Here is a 19722-nt window from a genome sequence, read left to right as displayed (position 1 = left end):
GAAAATCGCTCAAGAAACAATCTTGAGCGATTTTTCATGTTATGCTACAAAAAAGAAGGTGGATAATCATGAATGTAAAAAGAAATCGAACTTGGTTATTGTTCATTGCTTGCATCATTTTGAGCATAGCTTTTATCTTTTTTAGTGGAGTGAAAAATGTTACTAAAAGTTATGGCATAGCTTTGCTCATCTTTTCAATTTTGCCCATTATTCCGGCAATTCTATTAACGGCCAAAATAAAACTGCCACGCATTTTTACTAGTGGTTTAACTTTTATTTTCTATTTGCTTTGGATGGTTTCGCTATGCCTTAACTACTACCTACAAAGTTGGGCAGGAATTATCTTCATAATTATTTTAGTCATCTTTTTCATGCTTTTGGGGATGCTTGTTGCCTTGATTAGAACTTTGCGCAGTCGGAAAAATAGCAAATATTACTTTACCGATGAAGAAGCAAATAAAACATATGAATATACCAGATTTGGTAAGGCTTATAAAAAGCAATTATCTTATACCTTGGTCGAAGGACTATGGGATGCATTATGTTCTTCAATTTTTGATTGTTTTTAAAAAATGACCGCTTACTTCAATTTTGTGACCACTTAGTTGAATTAGCTAGTTTTTCTTAATAAAACGCGTTGTAATAAAACTATAGAAATGAAGGGGATGAAAAAATTGAAGGTCAAATTAGAAATTGATCCTGACAACCAAGAATCAGAAGTAATCATCAAAGCTAATAAAATTACTCCAGAAATTGAGCGGATTTATCGCAAGCTGCAAGATGAGTCGTCTCAGCCTGATCAGATTACTGGAGTAAAGGATGATAAAGCCTACTATCTTGATCTAAATCAAATTCTATTCTTTGAAACTGCCGATAAGCAAGTAATGGCTCATACTTTAAATTACAGTTATGCTGTGAAATATAAGTTGTATGAATTAGAAAACTTGCTTGGTGGCCAATTCATGCGTGTATCTAAATCTACGATTCTTAACTTGGATCAGATCTATGCTTTGACTAAATCGATTTCTAATTGCCAGATTCAATTTCATCACTCTTATAAAACTGTTTATGTATCTAGACGCTATTATCGTGAATTGAAAGATAAATTAAATGAAAGAAGGGCTTACTAATGAAAGCTAAATGGAGTCGAATTTTCTGGGGTGTTGGTTTAATTGCAGCCGCTGTATTTTTAGTAATCGATCAATTGCATTTATTACCATTTACAATGGGATTTTGGTCAATATTTTGGACGGTAGTTTTTGCAGCTAGTTTAATTACTTCAATAATAAATAAAAATTTATATGGTTCTATTTTTTCAATTGCATTTTTATTAATTATTTATGCTAAGCCGCTTCATATTGCAGCACTTGCTCCGTGGACTATTTTGCTTGTCGCATTTCTAATTTCTGCTGGAATTGGTTTGATTTTTAGAAAAAGTTTCAAGCCGACAGTGATCATTAATGGTAAGAAAGTAGATGCCAATTGGTCGGATTTAAAAAATAAGAATTTTAAAGCAGACGATGTAATTACGGATAGTAGCTTTGGTGTGGATAGTGATAATGTGGTGATTAGTGGAAAAATGACAGAAGCTGCTCGCTATATTCATTCTCAGAACCTAAAGACGGTTACTATTGATGCATCAATGGGGGATGTTAGTGTTTATTTAGATGATGCTAAAGCTGCAGGGAATGAAGTAATTATGAACATTAATACTTCTATGTGTGATGTTAATATTTATATTCCTAGCGACTGGCAAGTAGAAAATAATATGCAAAATAACTTTAGCGATGTTGATATTGATTATGAAAAAAGTACTGGTACCAGGTTGATTTTACAAGGTAAAAATACTATGGGAGATCTAAATATTCAACATGTTAAAACTGAATAAAAACACAATTAGCACTTTTTTATAAAGAGTGCTAATTTTTTCTTGCTTTTTTTTAGTAAACGGGTTATTATCATATTTGTAAGTTAGCACTTAACTAAAAGGAGTGCTAACAATCAAAAATGATTATAAATAATAATGAAGAAAATAAATTATAAGGGGGACTAAACGTGTTACAACCAATTGGTGATCGCGTGATCGTTAAAGTTAAAGAAGAAGAAGAAAAGACTGTTGGCGGTATTGTTTTAGCATCAAATGCTAAGCAAAAGCCAACTGAAGGTGAAGTTGTAGCTGTTGGTGAAGGTGCATACACTTCAAATGGTGACAAACTTCCAATGGTCGTTAAGAAGGGCGACGTTGTTCTTTACGATAAGTACTCAGGCACTAATGTTGAATACGAAGGTGAAAAGTACTTAGTCCTTCATGAAAAAGACATTTTAGCAATTGAAAAGTAATTAAAAGGAGCAGTTTGAGAATATGGCAAAAGATATTAAATTCGCAGAAAACGCAAGACGTTCTCTTTTAAAGGGTGTTGACAAGTTAGCTGATACCGTTAAGACTACTATTGGTCCTAAGGGTAGAAACGTTGTTTTGGAACAAAGTTACGGCAACCCAGACATTACTAATGATGGTGTTACTATTGCTAAGTCAATTGAATTAAAAGACCATTACGAAAACATGGGTGCTAAGCTTGTTGCTGAAGCTGCACAAAAGACTAACGACATTGCCGGTGACGGTACTACTACTGCAACTGTTTTGACTCAAGCAATTGCTCGTGAAGGTATGAAGAACGTTACTGCTGGTGCTAACCCTGTAGGCATTCGTCGCGGTATTGAAAAGGCAACTAAGGCTGCTGTTGATGAATTACACAAGATTAGCCACAAGGTTGAATCAAAGGAACAAATTGCTAACGTAGCTGCTGTTTCTTCAGCATCTAAAGAAGTTGGTGAATTGATCGCTGACGCTATGGAAAAGGTTGGTCACGATGGTGTTATTACTATCGAAGATTCACGTGGTATCAATACTGAACTTTCAGTAGTTGAAGGTATGCAATTCGATCGTGGTTACTTGTCACAATACATGGTAACTGACAACGACAAGATGGAAGCAGACCTTGATAACCCATACATCTTGATTACTGACAAGAAGATTTCAAATATTCAAGACATCTTGCCACTTCTTCAAGAAATCGTTCAACAAGGTAAGTCATTATTGATCATTGCTGACGATGTTACTGGTGAAGCTCTTCCAACTCTTGTTTTGAACAAGATTCGTGGTACTTTCAACGTTGTAGCTGTTAAGGCACCTGGTTTTGGTGACCGTCGTAAAGCTCAACTTGAAGACATTGCAGCCCTTACTGGTGGTACAGTAATTACCGATGACTTAGGCTTTGAATTAAAGGACACTAAGATTGATCAATTAGGTCAAGCACGTCGTGTAACTGTAACTAAGGACTCAACTACTATTGTTGACGGTGCTGGTTCAAAGGACGCTATTAAGGAACGCGAAGATTCAATTAGAAAACAAATTGAAGAATCAACTTCAGACTTCGACAAGAAGAAGTTACAAGAACGTCTTGCAAAACTTACTGGTGGTGTGGCTGTTATCCACGTAGGTGCTGCTACTGAAACTGAACTTAAGGAACGTCGTTACAGAATCGAAGATGCTTTGAACTCAACTCGTGCCGCTGTTGATGAAGGCTACGTTGCCGGTGGTGGTACTGCATTAGTTGATGTTGAAAAGGCAATTAAGGACCTTAAGGGTGAAACATCAGATGAACAAACTGGTATCAACATTGTTTTAAGAGCATTATCAGCACCTGTACGTCAAATTGCTGAAAACGCTGGTAAAGACGGTGCAGTTGTATTGAACAAGCTTGAAAGCCAAGAAAACGAAATTGGTTACAATGCTGCAACTGATAAGTGGGAAAACATGGTTGAAGCTGGTATCATCGACCCAACTAAGGTAACTCGTACTGCTTTGCAAAATGCTGCTTCAATTGCTGCTCTTCTTCTTACAACTGAAGCTGTTGTTGCAGATATTCCTGAAGATAAGCCAGAAGCTCCTCAAGCAGGTGCAGCTGGTGCTCCAGGTATGGGTATGTAAGTTAACGAAAATAATTTATAAAATAAACCAATGTATCAATGCGATACATTGGTTTATTTTTGTTATTTGGCTATTTGGCTTATAATAATTTGCAGAAATTAAAGCTTTTAAGAAAGAGGAATACATTTGGCAAAATCAAGTACCACTCCAATGATGGAGCAATATTATGAAATTAAAAAGCAATATCCTGATGCCTTTCTTTTTTATCGGGTAGGGGACTTTTATGAACTTTTTGAAGAAGATGCTGTCAAAGGTGCCCAAATTCTTGAATTAACCTTAACTCATCGCTCGAATAAAACTAAGAATCCAATTCCAATGGCTGGTGTACCACATATGGCTGTAGATACTTATGTAAATACTTTAGTCGAAAAAAGGGTATAAAGTTGCACTTTGTGAACAACTTGAAGACCCTAAAAAAGCTAAAGGTATGGTCAAAAGGGGAATCATTCAATTAGTAACACCAGGTACCATGATGAGTGAGGGCCCTAATGATGCAAAAGATTCAAATTATTTAACGTCAGTGGTAACCACTGAAAAGGGGTTTGGCGTAGCATATAGTGATTTATCAACAGGGGAAGTATATGCTACTCATTTGAAGAGTTTTGAAGCAGTTTCAAATGAACTTTTGTCTTTAAGAACAAGAGAAGTTGTCTACAATGGTCCATTGACTGAACAAAACAAGGAATTTATGCATAAGGCAAACATTACTGTTTCAAGTCCTACTCCAATTGAAGGAGAACATGCTGAAATTTCTTATGTTGGGCAGAATTTAACTAATTCTGCAGAAAAAAAGGCTACAGAACAATTAGTAGGTTATCTTTTATCAACCCAAAAGCGTAGTTTAGCTCACTTACAAGTTGCTAAAAGTTATGAAGTAAATCAGTATTTGCAAATGTCACATACTGTACAAAATAACTTGGAACTTGTTGCTTCTGCTAAGACTGGTAAAAAGATGGGCTCTCTTTTCTGGGTGCTTGATAAAACCCATACTGCCATGGGTGGACGTCTTTTGAAACAATGGCTTGCTCGCCCCCTTTTAAATGTTGATGAAATTAATCACCGTGAAGAAATGGTACAGGCACTATTTGATGGCTATTTTACTCGTGAAAATGCAATCGATGCTTTAAAGGGTGTATATGATCTTGAAAGATTAACTGGACGAATTGCTTTTGGTAATGTAAATGCTCGTGAATTATTACAGTTATCAAGATCATTAGAAGCAGTACCAACTATTTTAGATGCGCTAGATCAATCAGACAGTGATGTATTAAAAGAATTTGCCCAAAAAATTGATCCATTAAAAGGCGTAGCTGAATTAATTACTACAACTATAGTTAAAGATCCCCCACTTTTGACTACAGAAGGTGGATTAATTCGTGAAGGTGTGGACAAACAATTAGACCGCTATCGGGATGCAATGAATAACGGTAAAAAATGGTTGGCACAAATGGAAGCAGATGAACGTCAAAAAACCGGAATTGAAAACTTAAAAGTAGGCTACAATAAGGTTTTTGGTTATTATATTCAAGTTTCTAATGGTAATAAAAATAAGGTGCCACTTGATCGTTACACTCGAAAACAAACTTTAACTAATGCAGAGCGTTACATTACTCCTGAGTTAAAAGAACACGAAAATTTAATTCTAGAAGCACAGACTCGTTCAACAGATCTTGAATATGATTTGTTTGTTAGATTGCGTGAAGAAGTTAAGAAGTATATTCCAGCTTTACAAAAATTGGGCAGTCAGTTAGCGGCTTTGGATGTGTTCTGTGGCTTTGCAAGTGTGGCTGAACAAAATAATTATTGTCGACCAAGTTTTCATACTGACAATCAAGATATTGATGTTGTAAATGGTCGTCATCCGGTAGTGGAAAAAGTTATGACAGCAGGTTCATACATTCCTAATAGTGTAGAGATGGATTCATCTACTAACATTTATTTAATTACAGGGCCAAATATGTCTGGTAAAAGTACTTACATGCGTCAAATGGCATTAATTGCAATAATGGCCCAGGTTGGTTCTTTTGTTCCAGCTGATAGCGCGGATTTACCAATTTTTGATCAAATATTTACGCGAATTGGTGCAGCTGATGATTTAATCTCTGGTCAAAGTACGTTTATGGTAGAAATGAGTGAAGCAAATGATGCTTTACAATATGCTACAAAGCGTAGTTTGGTTTTGTTTGATGAAATTGGACGAGGAACAGCTACTTATGATGGTATGGCTTTAGCTGGAGCAATTGTTAAATATTTACATGATAAAGTTGGCGCTAAAGCATTCTTTGCAACGCACTATCATGAATTAACTGATCTTGATGAAACACTTGATCATTTAAAGAATATTCACGTTGGGGCAACTGAAGAAAACGGAAAGTTAATTTTCTTACATAAGATTTTACCTGGACCCGCCGATCAAAGTTATGGTATCCATGTTGCTCAGCTGGCTGGACTGCCAAAAAGTGTTTTACGTGAAGCAACTAAATTGCTAAAGCGTTTAGAAGCACAAGGTAGTGAAATTGCTCCAGCAAGTCAACAACTTGATTTGTTTGCGCAACCTGAAGTTAATGACAGTGAAGAAGTTCAAGCTGAACAAGCAGTAATTACTGATACTGAACAAAATATTTTAGATGATATTTCTAACTTGTACTTAGCGGATAAAACTCCACTTCAAATTATGCAATTAGTTGCAGATTGGCAAAAAGACTTAAAGGATGATAAGTAATTATGCCTAAAATTCATGAATTATCTGAGACATTAACAAATCAAATTGCTGCTGGTGAAGTTATTGAACGACCTGCTAGTGTAGTAAAAGAGCTTGTTGAAAATTCACTTGATGCGGGTGCAACTAGAATTAGGGTAGATTTTGTTGATGCTGGTTTAAAACAAATTGTGGTTCAAGATAATGGAACGGGAATTGCGCGAGATCAAGTAGATCTTGCGTTTACTCGTCATGCAACAAGTAAGATCAGCAATGAGCATGATTTATTTAAAGTAGCAACTTTAGGTTTCAGAGGTGAAGCTCTGGCATCAATTTCTGCGGTAAGTCATGTAGAAATTTTAACTGCAACTAAAGGAGCTATTGGTGTTAAAGCAACTTTTAGTGGTGGCAATAAAAAAGGGCAAGAAGATGCTGCAGCACGAGAAGGTACACAAATAACTGTACGTGATTTATTTTTCAATACACCAGCTCGTTTAAAATATTTACGTAGTCCACGTACTGAAATTATGAAAATTGTGGATATTATTAATCGTTTGGCACTTGGATATCCTAGTGTTTCGTTTACTTTATCCAATACGGGGAAGGTATTATTAAGAACTCCAGGTAATGGCAATTTAAAGCAAACGGTAGCTAATGTTTATGGTCGTCATATCGCTGAAAAAATGGAAGAATTTGAGGCAAAAGACAACGATTTTAAGATTTCTGGTTTAATGTCTAAGCCGGAATTAACACGTTCTACCCGTAACTTTGTTTCCATCTTATTGAATGGGCGATATATTAGAAACTTTCAATTAAATACTGCAATTATGGATGGCTATGGTGCAAAGCTAGCTGCTCGTCATTATCCAATTATAGTTTTAGCAATTCAAGTTGATCCACTATTAGTCGATGTTAACGTTCATCCAACTAAACAAGAAGTACGTTTATCTAAAGAAAAAGAATTAAGTCGATTAATTACTAGCACAATTAGTAATGTTTTTATAAAAAAGACAGAACAAACAAGTGCTTTTGCTAATTTAGAAAATAAGCGTGAAACTTTAGTCGATCAGTTGCAATTTAATTTAAACCAAAATGTTGTAAATACGGCACGTAAAAAGACACCAGAAATTCATGAAAATAATGAAAAGCCAGAATTTCTTGCTAAACCGAAAAAGCCCGAAGAAGAAAAAACAGATTACGTTGATTTAAATATTCCGCGTGAAGATGATAAATATATTATTACTAAAACGTGGGATAAAAATGTGCTTTTGCAGCAAGATTTGCGACCTTTTAGCAATACTTTGTGTGATTCAGAAGTTATTTCAAGTGGGGATGAAACTTTAGCAAACAATTTGCCCCAATTAAGTTATATTGGTCAAATAGATACTTATATAATTGCTGAAAATAATAGTGATCTCTTTTTAATTGATCAGGTGGCTGCAAGGAGAAGATTACAATTTGAAAAAATATATGAAATGCTGCTTTCTAAAAAGATTGTGCAGCAAGGCTTGTTAACGCCGATCGTTTTAGAATTTGGTAATTTGGATTTTATTCAGATCAAAGATAAGATTGATCAAATTAAACAAATTGGAATATATCTAGAAGACTTTGGTCAAAATAGTTTTATTGTTCGCTCATATCCAACATGGATTCATAATGATGTGGAAGAAACGATTCGCCAAATTTTGGATGGATATTTGAATTTAGATAAGGGAAAATCCGAAAACTTATTTAAACGAGTAGCGGCAATGCAAGCTAAACGAGATATTAGTGGAAAAATTAATTTAGCAGCTGCAGAAGCTAGTCAGATTCTTATTGATTTGCGTAAAACAGAAGATCCTTATCATGATGCAGATGGACGGTTAGTTTTGGTTAGAATGAGTGAAAATGAACTCAAGAAAATGTTTAAGAGGGATAAATAATGTACGAATACTTTGAAGGCATAATTTCTGAAGTTACGCCAAGCTATGTTGTAGTAGACGTTAATGGAATTGGGTACAAGGTTTTTAGTCCAACACCTTTTGCTTATAAACAAGGACAAAAAGCCAAGGTATATATCGAACAAATTGTTCGTGATACTGGCATTACTTTATATGGATTTCAAGATCAAGATGATAAAGGATTATTTCTTAAATTGCTTAGTGTAAGTGGGATCGGTCCTAAGAGTGCAATGGCAATTATGGCTGCTGAAGATAGTAATTCACTTGCTGAAGCTATTGAACAAGGTGAAGTTAAATATTTAACACGTTTTCCTGGTGTGGGTAAAAAGACCGCTTCACAAATTGTTTTGGATTTAAAAGGTAAGCTAGGAGATTATGTGGCTCGCCTTGATAAGCCGGAAAACGGAGAGGAAATTTCTCCTGCTTTAAATGATGCATTATTGGCTTTAATTGCCTTGGGCTATACTCAAAAAGAAGTAGATCGTATTACACCAAAGCTTGTAGAAATTGAGGCAGATACTGCAGATCAATATATTAAAAAAGGCTTAGCGTTACTGCTTAAGAAGTAGAACTTGGTATAATGGTAATATTATTTAGTGAGGAAGTGAAGCTGGTGGCAGAAAACGATGATGCAGTAACTTCAGGTCACGTTGAAAATCCTGAAGAAGAACAAATGGAATTATCTTTGAGACCGCAAACTTTAGATCAATACTTAGGTCAAAAAAGAGTAAAAAAGGAAATGTCCATTTATATTAAAGCAGCTAGACAGCGTGATGAAGCATTAGATCATGTGCTGCTTTATGGACCGCCAGGTTTAGGAAAGACTACATTAGCTTTTGTAATTGCTAATGAATTAGGTGTTCATTTAAAGAGTACAAGTGGTCCAGCGATTGAAAAAGCTGGGGACTTAGTGGCCTTATTATCTGATCTTGATCCAGGGGATGTACTTTTTATTGATGAAATTCACCGCTTGGCTAAACCTGTTGAAGAAGTGCTTTATTCTGCAATGGAAGACTATTACATTGATATTGTAATTGGTGAAGGCCAAACCACACACGCTGTGCATGTTCCGCTACCACCATTTACTTTAATTGGTGCTACAACCTTAGCAGGGCAGTTATCAGCACCTTTACGTGATCGTTTTGGCATTGTGGAACATATGCAATACTACACTGTTGATGAGTTGGAAAAGATTGTACAACGTTCAAGCGATGTTTTTCATACATCTATTGCGCCGGAAGCAGCACATGAATTGGCACGGCGTTCACGTGGTACACCACGTGTAGCTAATCGACTTTTAAAGCGTGTGCGCGATTTTGCGGAGGTAAAAGGTGAAAAGACTATTTCACTTGCTACAACAAGCGATGCATTAAAACAACTGCAAGTTGACAGCGAAGGACTCGATCAAACTGATCGTAAATTGCTTAGAACAATGATTGAAGGCTATAATGGTGGCCCTGTTGGAATAAGAACTTTAGCAGCTAATATTGGTGAAGATATGGAAACAATTGAATCGCTATACGAACCATATTTACTACAAAATGGTTTTATTTTACTTACGCCACGAGGACGAATGGTTACGGATAAAGCATATTTACAATTAGGTTTACCAATTCCTAATGATAATTAATGTTGTTTTCTGTATAATATTTTAATGATATATATTGATTTAATATGAGGTGGAAAATTTGAATACTTTATTTTTAGCAAATGCTAACAATGGTGCTGCTGGTAACAACTGGATGATGATTATTTTATTCATTATTTTGATTGGTTTTACATACTTTGGTATGATTCGTCCACAAAAAAAGCAGCAACAACAAAGACTACAAATGATGGACAAGTTGAAGAAGGGCGACGAAGTTGTTTTAGTAGATGGTTTGCATGCAAAGATTGATAAGATCAACAGTGATAAGACTGTAGTTGTTGATGCAGATGGTATTTACCTAACTTTTGAAAGAATGGCTATCCGTCGTGTAATTCCTGCTACTACTGTTCCTGCACCAGAAACTACTGAAAAGACTGATGAAAAGGCAACAGAAACAAGCGATACTGCTTCAGCTGATGATACTAAAAAAGAAGACAAGTAATTAAAAATGATAAGCGTCAAATTTGACGCTTTTTGTTTTTCTTAAAAAAAGCTTGTTGTAAAATAGACATAGTCAAGAATATCAGTTTGAAGAAGAGGTCTCTTTTATGAAAAATATTCCTGTTGTAATGATTATTTTTGGTGGTAGTGGCGATTTAGCCCACCGTAAGCTTTACCCGGCTTTGTTTAATTTATATGAGCAAGGATTAATTCATGATAATTTTGCTGTAATTGGCACAGCACGTCGGCCATGGTCACATGAATATTTGCGTGAACAAGTTAGTGATGCAATTCATGAAACTCATGATCAAGTTGATGAAAATGATGTAAAGCGATTTGCTAGTCATTTTTACTATCAATCACATGATGTTACGAATGTTGAGCACTATGAAACTTTAAAAAAATTGGCACAAGAATTAGATGATCGTTATAGTGCACAAGGCAATAGATTATTCTACATGGCAATGGCTCCAAGATTCTTTGGCACAATTGCTACTCATATCAACGATCAAAGTTTAACTGGTAGTGGTTTTAATCGAATTGTCGTTGAAAAGCCATTTGGTCATGATTTAGCTTCAGCTGAAGAATTAAATAAAGAAATTACCGCTTCATTTAATGAAGATGATATTTTTAGAATTGATCATTACTTAGGTAAGGAAATGATTCAAAATATCATGCCAATGCGGTTTACTAATCCACTTATTAAGAATATTTGGACAAGTGAAAATGTTAAGAATATCCAAGTTACGCTTGCTGAACGCTTAGGTGTTGAAGCGCGTGGTGGCTACTATGATACTTCTGGTGCACTTCGCGATATGGTGCAAAATCATATTTTCCAAATTATTACTTTACTTGCAATGCCAGAGCCTAAAGATTTGTCTTCATCAAGTATTCACAAGGCTAAACAAGATTTGCTTGAAAGTATGATTATTCCAACTCCAGAAGAAGTTGAAAAAGACTTTGTTCGCGGCCAATATTTAGGAAGCGACAATACTTTTGCATATAAGAAAGAACCAAATGTAGATCCTGAATCGACTACTGAAACATTCGTGGCCGGAAAGGTTAAATTTAAAAAAGGTCCTGTAGCGGATGTGCCAATTTACTTCAGAACTGGTAAGGAATTTAAAGAAAAGAAGAATCGAATTGATATTGTGTTAAAACATATGAATAATCCATATGGTCAAGCACATTCTAATAACATTACTATTGAAATTGATCCGGTAAGTAAAATTTACATTACTATCAATGGAAAGAAAATTGATACTTCTGGAATTCGTCGTGAGAACTTAACTTATGAATTTTCTAAAGAAGAAATGGCTAAAGTTCCAGATGGTTATGAACGTTTATTGCACGACGTATTTGTTGATGATTCAACTAACTTTACTCATTGGAGCGAATTAAAACGCTATTGGGAATTTATTGATACTGTTGAAGATGCATGGCAAAAAGAAAATGAAAAAGGCAATCCAAAGATTAGTCAATACTTGCCATACAGAATGGGACCCAAAGAAGCTAGTGACATTTTTGAATCTCCAACTGAACATTGGATTTATGAATAACGAAAATTTATTGCCGCAAAATGACATCCATCGCCGGATAATTCATCTGGACATGGATGCTTTTTACGCTTCGGTAGAAATAAATCGACATCCGGAATATAAAGATAAAGCGTTAGTTGTAGGACAAGATCCAAGAGACAATAACGGGCATGGTGTTGTTGCAACATGTAATTATGTTGCTCGCAAATATGGCGTTCATTCGGCTATGGCAAGTATTCAAGCCTTACGATTAGTACCAAAAGATAAGATAGTATTTGTACCACCTGATTTTGAAACATATCGTAGTGTTTCTGCACAAATTCATTCTTTTATGCATGAAATCACTGATCAGGTAGAGTCGATAGCTCTAGATGAGGCTTATCTTGATGTAACTAAGAATAAAATTGGAGAATATTCAGCCGTACAGATAGCATTAAATTTACAAAAACGAATTCGAGCGGAACTGAATTTAAATTCTTCTTTTGGCGTTTCTTATAATAAATTTTTAGCTAAAATGGGTTCAGAGTACGCTAAGCCATTTGGTAGGGTAGTAATTTTGCCGGATGAAGCCAAAAGATTTTTGGGAATGCAAAGAATTGAAAAATTCCCAGGTATTGGTCCAAAAACGCAGGAAGAATTACATAGTATGAATGTGCATACTGGAGCAGATCTGCAAAAGATTGATCCATGGATTTTACTTAAAAAATTTAAAAAGATGGGCTATATTTTAGCTCAGCATGCTCATGGGATTGATTTAAGACCGATTGTGGCAGATTCAGAAATAAATCGCAAATCTATCGGTATAGAACGGACATATGAACCAGCTATTTATAGTCGAGATGAAGCTTTAACCAAGATGCGTCGTTATTGTAAGCATTTAGAAGGGGAACTTAAAAAGCGTGATTTTAGAGCAAATGTAGTTGTACTGAAATTGCGGGATAATAATTTTAATACGATTACTAAACGTAAAAAGTTACCTAGTTCTTCAGATAGTTATTTAGAGTTTTATGATATAGTTCAGGGACTTTTTGATAGTACTAGTGGCTTTTTAGAAGAAGGTATTCGCCTTTTAGGCGTAACCGTTACAGATTTTAAAAAAGAAAATTATCAATCAATTAATTTGTTCGATTTTTAAACAATATTATTTTTTCTGTTAAACTAGATACAGATAATTTTTAGAAGATGAGGAAGAATACAATGAGTAGTTTTGACGATATTTATGAAAAAATCTTACAATACCCTACAATTATTTTGCACCGCCACACTAGTCCAGACCCAGATGCAATTGGCTCACAAGCTGGTCTTGCACGTGCTTTGATGGAAAAATTCCCAGAAAAGCGTGTTTTATGTGCTGGTGAAAACGATGAAGGTGATTTAGCTTGGATTAATCACATGGACCAAGTTAAAGCAACTGATTATGAAGGAGCTTTGGTAATCACCACTGATACTGCAAATACTCCTAGAATTTCTAATAAGCTTTATGAAAAAGGTGATTTCTTGATTAAGATTGATCACCACCCAGATGTTGATCCATACGCAGATATGAGTTACGTTGACCCTGATGCTCCTGCAGCATGTCAAATTATTGTTGACTTCTTAAATGCAGAAGGTATTAAGATCACTAAGGAAGTTGCTTACCCACTTTACGCGGGACTTGTTGGGGATACTGGTCGTTTCATGTATCCTGAAACTTCAGAACATACCTTTAAGGTAGCTGCACAACTTGCTTCAACCGGTATTAACATTACTGAAATTGCTAGAAATATTGCAGATGTAACTTTTAATGAAGCTAAGCTTCAAGCTTTAGCAATGGATAAGATGGAAATCGATCCAGTTGGTGCAGCATATACTATCATCATGCAAGATGACTTGAAGAAATTAGGTTTGACTGATGATCAAGCAAATGTAGCTGTGTCAACCCCAGGACGTATTAAAGATGTTTTGGCTTGGAACGTTTTTGTTGAAAAGTCAGATGGAACATTCCGTGTCCACTATCGTTCAAAGGGTCCAGTTATTAATGAACTTGCTGCTAAACATGATGGTGGTGGTCACGCATTAGCTAGTGGTGCTAATGCTAAGGATATTGATGAAGTAAAACAAGTTTTTGCTGAAGTCGTTGAAGTAACTAAGAAATATAAGCAAAATCATGAATAATATTTTCGAAGACTCAAGAATTAATCCTGCTTTGCAAGAAGGATTGAAAAAGATTAATTTTGTTAAGCCTACGAAAGTGCAAGAAAAAGTTATTCCAGCAATGTTGTCTGACTTAAGTGTTGTAGTACAAGCTGCTACTGGATCAGGAAAGACACATGCATATTTAGTGCCAATTTTTAATGAAATTGATGAAGCTGCACATTATGTCCAAGCAATTGTTACTTTACCAAGTAGAGAACTTGCAGATCAGCTTTATCAAGTAGCACGTAAATTAAGAGATGCTGCTGGTATGCATTTTTCAATTGCACATTTAGCAGGTGGTACTGATAGAGAACGTCAACTAGAAAAGTATCAAAATAATACTCCACAATTGGTAATTGCTACGCCAGGTCGTCTTTTAGACTTTGTTCAAAAGAAGGTTTTTGCTGTTGATCAAGTAAAGACTTTTGTTATTGATGAAGCTGATATGACACTTGATATGGGCTTTTTGTCGGATATTGATCAAGTAGCTTCAAAGATGCCTAAAGATGTTCAAATAGCTGCTTTTTCAGCAACTATTCCAGTTAAGTTATCTAACTTTTTACGTAAGTACATGGCTCATCCTGATCAAATTGTGATTGACAATCCAAGTATAATTGCGCCAACAATTAAGAATGACCTAATTGACATTGGCTCTAAGGACCGTAAGAATGTTTTGTATAAAGTGTTAACTATGGGACAACCATACTTAGCTTTAGTTTTTGCTAATACTAAACAAAAGGTTGATGAATTAACTAAATTTTTACAAGATCAAGGATTAAAAGTAGCTAAGATTCACGGTGGGGTAACTGAAAGAGAACGAAAGCGAACTCTTCGTCAAGTTGAACAAGGACAATATCAATATGTTGTAGCAAGTGATTTAGCGGCTCGTGGACTTGATATTGACGGTGTAAGTTTGGTCGTTAACTATGAAATTCCACGTGATATTGAATTTGTTATTCACCGTATAGGGAGAACTGGCCGAAATGGTTTATCTGGTCATGCTGTTACTTTAATTCGCGAAGAAGAAATGAATCGTATTGAAGATCTTGAAAAGATGGGTGTTCATTTTGACTTTGTTGAAATTAAAAATGGTGAACTAGTACCACGTAAGCACTACCGTAGTCGTGAGAATCGTCAAGGAAAGAATCGTAAGCTTGATACTAAGTTAGTTGGTTATGTTAAAAAAGAAAAAAGAAAGCGTAAACCTGGCTACAAGAAGAAAATTAAGCGAGCAATTCAAGAAGATAATCGTCAAAAGCGTAAGCTCGAACAACGTCACGAAATTAGAAAAGCTAAGCGATTAAGAAAAAAACGCCGTGAGCAAGGACGTTGACAGACGACAATTTTGTAGTACAATTATTTTCAGCTTAAGATATGTTTTTTGATTTATTATTTCAAAGAGAGAGCCGAAGGATGAGAAGGCTTAATAATGGTCAAAGAATGCTCCTTTAAGTTTAATAATTAAGAATATTAAGAGGTAACAAACACTGTTGCAATCAAGGTGGTACCGCGCGCGGAGCGTCCTTGAAAAATGCAATGGTGTTTTTTATTTATTTTTAGGGAGATTAGTTAGTATGAAGAAACTAAATAGTTCAGAGTTTCGTCAAATGTTCTTAGACTTCTTTAAAGAACACGGCCACATGATTATGCCTAGTGCATCACTTATTCCACAAGATGACCCCACTCTTCTTTGGATTAACTCAGGTGTAGCTACTATGAAGAAATATTTCGATGGTTCAGTTGTGCCAAAGAACCGTAGAATTACTTCTTCACAAAAATCAATTAGAACTAACGATATTGAAAATGTTGGTAAAACCGCACGTCACCAAACTTTCTTTGAAATGCTTGGTAACTTCTCAGTGGGTGACTACTTTAGAGACGAAGCTATTCCTTGGGCTTGGGAATTTTTAACTAGTCCTAAGTGGCTTGGTTTACCAAAGGAAAAGTTATACTGTACTGTTTATCCAAAAGATGAAGACTCATTTAACGTTTGGGTAAAGGCAGGTATGCCAGCAGATCATATTGTTAAATTAGAAGATAACTTCTGGGATATTGGTGAAGGCCCATGTGGTCCTGATACTGAAATCTTCTATGATCGTGGTCAAGAAAATAATGATGTAGCTGAAGATGATCCAGAAAACTTCCCTGGTGGTGAAAATGCTCGTTACCTTGAAATTTGGAACATCGTATTTTCACAATACAATCACTTGCCAAATGGTAAGTACGTTGATCAACCACATAAGAACATCGATACTGGTATGGGGCTTGAACGTGTTCTTTCAATTTTACAAGATGCACCAACTAACTTTGAAACTGATTTATTCTTGCCAATTATTCATGCAACTGAAGAAATGACTGATGGCAAAAAGTATGGGGAAAATGATGAAGATACTACAGCATTCAAGATTATTGCTGACCACGTTCGTGCAGTAAGTTTTGCTATTGCCGATGGTGCTCTTCCTTCAAATTCAGGTCGCGGCTACGTTTTACGTCGTTTAATTCGTCGTGCTGATTTAAACGGTCAACGTTTGGGTATTAAGGGAGCTTTTCTTTACAAGCTTGTTCCAGTTGTTGGTAAAATTATGGAAAGTCACTACCCAGAAATTATGGATCAACGTGGCTTTATCGAAAATGTAATTCAAAATGAAGAAGAAAGATTCCAATCAACTCTTGATACTGGTTTAACTTTACTTGATGATTTGATCGAAAAAGCTAAGAACTCTGATGATAAGACTATCTCAGGTAAAGATGCATTTAAGATGTTTGATACTTACGGCTTCCCATATGAATTAACTTTTGAATCAGCACAAGATGCTGGACTTAAAGTTGATAAGAAGGGGTTCGATGCTGAAATGCAAGCTCAAAAAGATCGTGCCCGTAAAGCTCGTGGTGATCTTCAATCAATGGGTCGTCAAGACGTAACTTTGATGAATATTAAAGATAAGTCAGAATTTGAATATGGTGTTTATGAAGAACCACATGCTAAGTTAATTGACATTGTCGTAGATGATAAATTGGTTGACAAAGCTAATGGTGAACACGCAACTTTAGTCTTCGATAAGACACCATTCTACGCAGAACGAGGTGGACAAGTAGCTGATCATGGTGGTATTTACAATCAAGATGGTGAATTAGTAGCTAAGGTTACTGATGTTCAACATGCTCCAAATGATCAAAACTTACACTTCGTTGACCTTATTTTGCCAATGGAAAAGGGTCAAGAATATGTGTTAAAGATTGATAAGGAACGTCGTGAAGGTCTTCGTCACTCTCACTCAGCAACTCACTTATTGCATGCTGCACTTCGTCAAGTATTAGGTGAACATACCCATCAAGCTGGTTCATTGGTAGATCCTGATTACTTGAGATTTGACTTTACAGCAATGGAACCAATGACTCCACGTGAACTTAAATCAGTCGAAGAATTAGTAAACCAAAAGATTTGGGATGCAATTCAAGTTAAGACTACTATCACTACACCTGAAGAAGGTGAAAAGATGGGTGCCTTAGCATTATTTGATGGTAAATACGGTGATAAAGTTCGTGTTGTTCAAATGAGCGACTTCTCATCAGAATTCTGTGGTGGTACTCACGTTGATAACACTGATCAAATTGGTATCTTCAAGATTACTTCAGAATCAGCTGTTGGTGCTGGTATGCGTAGAATTGAAGCTGTAACTTCAAAGAAGGCATATGAATACTTAGCAAATCGTTCAAGTTTACTTGATGATATTCAAGAAGTTGTTAAGGCAACTAAGCCAGAGAATATCGTTGATAAGATCGATTCAATTGAAAATGAACTTCGTGATAGTCAAAAGCAAGTTGAAGCATTAACTAAGAAGATTAACCAAGCTAAGGCTGGTGAAATTTTTGATAATGTAAAACAAGCTGGTGATTTGACTGTTATTGCAGCTATTGCAGATGTTAATGGTATGAATGACTTGCGTGAACTTGCTGATAATTGGAAGAGCGGTAACAAGTCAGATGTATTAGTATTGGCTGCTGAAAATGATGGTAAAGCTAATATGATTATTAGTTTGGATCAAAGGGCATTAGATAAAGGGCTTAAAGCAGGCGATTTAATTAAAAAGGCTGCTCCACTCTTTGGTGGTGGCGGTGGTGGTCGTCCTAACATGGCCCAAGCTGGTGGTAAGAAACCAGAAGGTTTAAATGATGCTATTAAAGCTGTAATTGACGAAATTTCTAATAACTAAGAATTTATTAATTGTGTTTAGTCTTTTTTTCAAGTAAAATTGTTGACAGGAGGAATAAATATGAGTTCGCTAGATAAGACTATGCATTTTGACTTTAACCAAAACAAAGGAAAAAATGTTTATGACACTCTGCAAGATGTTTACAATGCGCTTGAAGAAAAGGGCTATAATCCTATCAACCAGATTGTAGGTTACTTACTTTCTGGCGATCCTGCTTATATTCCACGGCACAATGATGCTCGTAATTTAATTCTTAAGCATGAACGTGATGAGATTATTGAAGAACTTGTTAAGAGTTATCTTGGTAAGAATAAATAATGCGATTGTTGGGACTAGATGTAGGCTCTAAAACTGTTGGAGTAGCAATTAGTGATGAACTGGGGATTACTGCTCAAAAATTAGAGACTATTCAGATTGATGAAACCAAATATAATTTTGGTATGCGTCCATTAAAGAAGCTTGTTAGACAATATGATGTCGACGGTTTTGTTTTAGGATTACCTAAAAATATGGATGGGACTTCTGGTAATTCGGTTGCTCGAAGCAAGGCATATGGTAAGAGACTTGAGGAGAAGTTCAATTTACCTGTGTATTATTCAGATGAAAGATTAACAACAATTGAATCACGACGAGTACTTATAGAAGATGCTGGTATGCATGACCGTAAGAAACGTAAACAAGTGATTGATCAGATGGCAGCAGTGCTCATCTTGCAAAATTATTTGGATTTACACCGAAAGGATTAAAATGGCAGCACAAGTTAATGGTGACGATAACGATCGTCAAATTACTTTGATCGATGATCAAGGTAATGAAGAATTGTATGAAGTATTATTTACTTTTCATTCAGATGACTATGACAAGTCATATGTGCTTCTTTATCCAGCCGCTGTTGGCGATGATGAGGATATTGAAGTACAAGCTTTTAGTTACGATGCAGATGATACAGGTGATGTAACAAGTAGTGACTTACATGAAATTGAATCTGATGATGAGTGGAATATGGTACAAGGAGTTTTAAATACTTTCTTGGACGATGACCGCTTAAGTGGTAAATAAAAAAAGGACTGGCTGTGG

At 35.6% G+C, this 19722-nt stretch carries 17 protein-coding genes and 1 pseudogene; all 18 read left to right on the top strand.

Going from position 1 to position 19722, the window contains the following annotated elements; all coding sequences use genetic code 11:
- Nucleotides 1-68 precede the first annotated feature (68 nt).
- Nucleotides 69-569, top strand: coding sequence for a hypothetical protein (locus SO785_RS06770; protein ID WP_015613302.1), 501 nt, complete (start codon nt 69-71; stop codon nt 567-569).
- Between the two features lie 105 nt (nt 570-674).
- Complete coding sequence (locus SO785_RS06765) at nt 675-1130, top strand: LytTR family DNA-binding domain-containing protein (protein WP_021721270.1); 456 nt, start codon at nt 675-677, stop codon at nt 1128-1130.
- Nucleotides 1130-1888, top strand: a complete 759-nt coding sequence (locus tag SO785_RS06760; protein ID WP_003549154.1) for a LiaF transmembrane domain-containing protein — start codon at nt 1130-1132, stop codon at nt 1886-1888. Before SO785_RS06765 ends, SO785_RS06760 begins: the two co-directional genes overlap by 1 nt.
- A gap of 167 nt (nt 1889-2055) precedes the next feature.
- Nucleotides 2056-2340 (top strand): co-chaperone GroES, encoded by a 285-nt coding sequence (gene groES, locus SO785_RS06755; RefSeq protein ID WP_003549156.1) that lies wholly within the window; start codon nt 2056-2058, stop codon nt 2338-2340.
- Between the two features lie 22 nt (nt 2341-2362).
- A complete protein-coding gene (groL, locus tag SO785_RS06750; RefSeq protein WP_003549158.1) occupies nt 2363-3991 on the top strand; it encodes a chaperonin GroEL in 1629 nt (542 codons plus the stop codon).
- Nucleotides 3992-4141: 150 nt separating this feature from the next.
- A pseudogene (gene mutS / locus SO785_RS06745) lies at nt 4142-6713 on the top strand (DNA mismatch repair protein MutS).
- A 2-nt stretch (nt 6714-6715) separates the two neighbouring features.
- Nucleotides 6716-8611 (top strand): DNA mismatch repair endonuclease MutL, encoded by a 1896-nt coding sequence (gene mutL / locus SO785_RS06740; RefSeq protein WP_003549162.1) that lies wholly within the window; start codon nt 6716-6718, stop codon nt 8609-8611.
- Nucleotides 8611-9198: a Holliday junction branch migration protein RuvA gene (gene ruvA, locus SO785_RS06735; protein WP_003549165.1), complete on the top strand. Its 588-nt coding sequence runs from the start codon at nt 8611-8613 to the stop codon at nt 9196-9198. The genes mutL and ruvA overlap by 1 nt, the downstream gene beginning before the upstream one ends.
- 11 nt (nt 9199-9209) lie before the next feature.
- The gene (gene ruvB / locus SO785_RS06730) at nt 9210-10259 is read left to right on the top strand and encodes a Holliday junction branch migration DNA helicase RuvB (protein WP_003549167.1); all 1050 of its coding nucleotides are present in this window, start codon (nt 9210-9212) and stop codon (nt 10257-10259) included.
- Between the two features lie 58 nt (nt 10260-10317).
- Nucleotides 10318-10719: a preprotein translocase subunit YajC gene (yajC, locus tag SO785_RS06725; protein ID WP_015613305.1), complete on the top strand. Its 402-nt coding sequence runs from the start codon at nt 10318-10320 to the stop codon at nt 10717-10719.
- Nucleotides 10720-10825: 106 nt separating this feature from the next.
- Nucleotides 10826-12277, top strand: a complete 1452-nt coding sequence (zwf, locus tag SO785_RS06720; RefSeq protein ID WP_003549170.1) for a glucose-6-phosphate dehydrogenase — start codon at nt 10826-10828, stop codon at nt 12275-12277.
- Nucleotides 12270-13391, top strand: coding sequence for a DNA polymerase IV (dinB, locus tag SO785_RS06715; protein WP_003549172.1), 1122 nt, complete (start codon nt 12270-12272; stop codon nt 13389-13391). The genes zwf and dinB overlap by 8 nt, the downstream gene beginning before the upstream one ends.
- Nucleotides 13392-13453: 62 nt before the next feature.
- Nucleotides 13454-14410 carry a DHH family phosphoesterase gene (locus SO785_RS06710; RefSeq protein WP_011254146.1) on the top strand — a complete coding sequence of 319 codons (957 nt, stop codon included), beginning with the start codon at nt 13454-13456 and terminating at the stop codon, nt 14408-14410.
- Nucleotides 14403-15764, top strand: a complete 1362-nt coding sequence (locus SO785_RS06705; RefSeq protein ID WP_003549176.1) for a DEAD/DEAH box helicase — start codon at nt 14403-14405, stop codon at nt 15762-15764. The genes SO785_RS06710 and SO785_RS06705 overlap by 8 nt, the downstream gene beginning before the upstream one ends.
- Nucleotides 15765-16005: 241 nt before the next feature.
- Complete coding sequence (gene alaS, locus SO785_RS06700) at nt 16006-18645, top strand: alanine--tRNA ligase (protein ID WP_003549179.1); 2640 nt, start codon at nt 16006-16008, stop codon at nt 18643-18645.
- 60 nt (nt 18646-18705) lie between these two features.
- Entirely contained in the window at nt 18706-18963 is a 258-nt protein-coding gene (locus SO785_RS06695; RefSeq protein WP_003549189.1) for an IreB family regulatory phosphoprotein, read from the top strand.
- Nucleotides 18963-19391, top strand: a complete 429-nt coding sequence (gene ruvX, locus SO785_RS06690; RefSeq protein WP_003549192.1) for a Holliday junction resolvase RuvX — start codon at nt 18963-18965, stop codon at nt 19389-19391. The genes SO785_RS06695 and ruvX overlap by 1 nt, the downstream gene beginning before the upstream one ends.
- A gap of 1 nt (nt 19392) precedes the next feature.
- Nucleotides 19393-19704, top strand: coding sequence for a DUF1292 domain-containing protein (locus SO785_RS06685; protein WP_003549194.1), 312 nt, complete (start codon nt 19393-19395; stop codon nt 19702-19704).
- Nucleotides 19705-19722: the final 18 nt, after the last annotated feature.

Source organism: Lactobacillus acidophilus, assembly GCF_034298135.1.
GTDB classification, from domain to species: Bacteria; Bacillota; Bacilli; order Lactobacillales; family Lactobacillaceae; genus Lactobacillus; species Lactobacillus acidophilus.
Note: the sequence above shows the minus strand (reverse complement) of the source record. Positions and strands in the feature narration are given on the sequence as shown.

Coding starts and splice junctions, on each gene's coding strand:
- SO785_RS06705 (WP_003549176.1), top strand. CDS start 14,403: ATGAATAATATTTTCGAAGACTCAAGAATTAATCCTGCTTTGCAAGAA.
- alaS (WP_003549179.1), top strand. CDS start 16,006: ATGAAGAAACTAAATAGTTCAGAGTTTCGTCAAATGTTCTTAGACTTC.
- dinB (WP_003549172.1), top strand. CDS start 12,270: ATGAATAACGAAAATTTATTGCCGCAAAATGACATCCATCGCCGGATA.
- zwf (WP_003549170.1), top strand. CDS start 10,826: ATGAAAAATATTCCTGTTGTAATGATTATTTTTGGTGGTAGTGGCGAT.
- SO785_RS06710 (WP_011254146.1), top strand. CDS start 13,454: ATGAGTAGTTTTGACGATATTTATGAAAAAATCTTACAATACCCTACA.
- SO785_RS06685 (WP_003549194.1), top strand. CDS start 19,393: ATGGCAGCACAAGTTAATGGTGACGATAACGATCGTCAAATTACTTTG.
- SO785_RS06695 (WP_003549189.1), top strand. CDS start 18,706: ATGAGTTCGCTAGATAAGACTATGCATTTTGACTTTAACCAAAACAAA.
- ruvX (WP_003549192.1), top strand. CDS start 18,963: ATGCGATTGTTGGGACTAGATGTAGGCTCTAAAACTGTTGGAGTAGCA.
- SO785_RS06770 (WP_015613302.1), top strand. CDS start 69: ATGAATGTAAAAAGAAATCGAACTTGGTTATTGTTCATTGCTTGCATC.
- ruvB (WP_003549167.1), top strand. CDS start 9,210: ATGGTAATATTATTTAGTGAGGAAGTGAAGCTGGTGGCAGAAAACGAT.
- SO785_RS06760 (WP_003549154.1), top strand. CDS start 1,130: ATGAAAGCTAAATGGAGTCGAATTTTCTGGGGTGTTGGTTTAATTGCA.
- ruvA (WP_003549165.1), top strand. CDS start 8,611: ATGTACGAATACTTTGAAGGCATAATTTCTGAAGTTACGCCAAGCTAT.
- groL (WP_003549158.1), top strand. CDS start 2,363: ATGGCAAAAGATATTAAATTCGCAGAAAACGCAAGACGTTCTCTTTTA.
- mutL (WP_003549162.1), top strand. CDS start 6,716: ATGCCTAAAATTCATGAATTATCTGAGACATTAACAAATCAAATTGCT.